The organism is Blautia sp. HCP28S3_G10 (assembly GCF_052065235.1).
Lineage (GTDB): Bacteria > Bacillota > Clostridia > Lachnospirales > Lachnospiraceae > Blautia_A.
In genome coordinates this window covers 1-1,986 of record NZ_JBQHUL010000082.1, presented here as the reverse complement: position 1 = coordinate 1,986, position 1,986 = coordinate 1, and the positions used below count along the sequence as shown (strand labels likewise).

Here is a 1,986-nt window from a genome sequence, read left to right as displayed (position 1 = left end):
GGGGAGACTGTCCGAAAACTCGGATAATCTAATCTGATGAGAAAAAGATTGATATGCTCTTGTGAGCGTTCAATATAAATTAAAATTGCACATTGAAAACTGAATAAAGTACACAGAAATCGTGCATCTATGTTTCAGATATAGTATAATGAAACCAGAGAAAAATTGTTCTGAGGTGAATTGAGATGCCATATGTTTCAGGTTTTGACCGTGACCAGCTGATGTGCTGTTCATGGGACGCATTTGTAGATAAAGAAAGTATTGCAAGGATAATTGATGCGTTTGTGAACCATCTTGATATAGGGAAATACGGTGTAAAACCTGTGGCAGCAGAAGGCCGTCCATCTTACGATCCTAAGAGCCTTTATAAGATATATATTTACGGAAGCAGGAAAGGTATCCGTTCTTCACGGAAACTGGCTGAAAGCTGTAAAGTAAATCTTGAAGTGAAATGGATGATCGGCGGTGTAGAACCGGATTTTCGCACCATTGCAGATTTCAGGAAAAACAACATAGACAGCCTGAAAGAGATTTTTTATGAATTCAACCGCCGGATCTCCGGTGCAGTGGAATGGGGATTTTCTTCCGTGGATGGAACAAAGATCCAGGCGGATAACGCAAAAGATAACAACTTCACCAAAAACAAACTGGATGACAGGATCAAATGGCTGAATGGTCATACAGATGAGTATCTAAGGATCCTGAATGAAATGGACAAGCAGGAAGAAACAGACGTGATTTCAGGAGAACTGACAAGAGAAAGTCTTGAAGCCAAGTTAAAAGAAGCACAGGAGAGACTTGCCAGATACGAAGGTTATCAGAAGCTGATGGAAGAAACCGGGGTATCCCAGCTTTCGATCACAGATGCGGATGCAAAACTCATGAAAAATAAAAATGGGTTTACAGTAGCATATAACCCACAGACGGCGGTAGATTCTGAAACACATCTGATCCGAGATTTTCAGATGACCAATCAGGTAACCGACCATGGATTGCTGGAAAGTACGATGCAGGGGATAAAGAGCTCTGAACCGGAAAAGATCATAGAAGTAGTGGCAGATAAAGGTTATGAAGCTGTGGAAGATATGGTGGAGTGTCTGGAGAACGGTATTATCCCACATGTCATAACAGATGATGGAAAAGACGGTTATGACATAGAAATCCCTTATGAAGAGGCAGAAACGGATACTGCCAGCACAGAGCCAGAAGAACTGAAGAAAGCACTGCATGCAGGTAAGATACCGGAAGTTTATGCAGAAGTGATACAGGATATGAAGGTAGAAACAGTCCGTCGTAAAGTGGTGGATGAAAAACGGGAAAACAGCAGTGTCTATGGAAGTCCTGAGGAAATGCAGGAAAAAGCAAAAGAAGGTTATTTTGTCAGAGATTCTGAGAGAAACCTGGTATACTGTCCGGCTGGGGAAATCCTGAGACAGAAGAGCATAAAGAAAAACGGGAATATCCGCTATGCCAATAAAAATGCGTGTAAACATTGCCCGAACCGCAATAAGTGTTACAAGGGAAAAGGCGAATGGAAAGAGATCGACTTTACCAAAGATCAGCTGGTAAAACCATGTAAGGGCTGGCTGGAAGCCGAAGGAAAGAAGCCGGAGGAAACGAAAACGGGTGAAAAATGGCATTATGAAAAAAGAAAGGTTGTGAAGTTTTTCCTGAAACCGGATAAAGAAAAGATGAGCCGGAGGATGTGCCTGTCGGAGCATCCGTTTGGAACAATAAAACGAGCAATGGGAGCCACTTATTTTCTTTTAAGGGGAATACGGAAAGTGGCTGGAGAGTTTGCGCTCTTTTGTCTGGGTTATAACCTGGAACGGGCGAAGAATCTCCTTGGATTTCAAAAAATGATGGAATTGATGGAACAGGCATAAGCCTCTTTCTTCATCCTGTGTATTTTATTCAGTTTTCAATGTCACAGATGAAGGAAAGGGGCTAAATTTATGCCTAAAAATAAGGTTTTCGGACAGGCTG

The 1,986-nt window shown here is 41.9% G+C and carries 1 protein-coding gene; it reads left to right on the top strand.

Annotation, left to right across the window (positions count from 1 at the left end; all coding sequences use genetic code 11):
• The first annotated feature begins 185 nt into the window (after positions 1–185).
• Positions 186–1,886, top strand: coding sequence for a transposase (locus ACTNB8_RS16230; RefSeq protein WP_441056104.1), 1,701 nt, complete (start codon positions 186–188; stop codon positions 1,884–1,886).
• The last annotated feature ends 100 nt before the right edge of the window (positions 1,887–1,986 follow it).

Bases quoted from the DNA above. Each gene is read 5' to 3' on its own strand.
- ACTNB8_RS16230 (WP_441056104.1), top strand. From the start codon at position 186: ATGCCATATGTTTCAGGTTTTGACCGTGACCAGCTGATGTGCTGTTCA.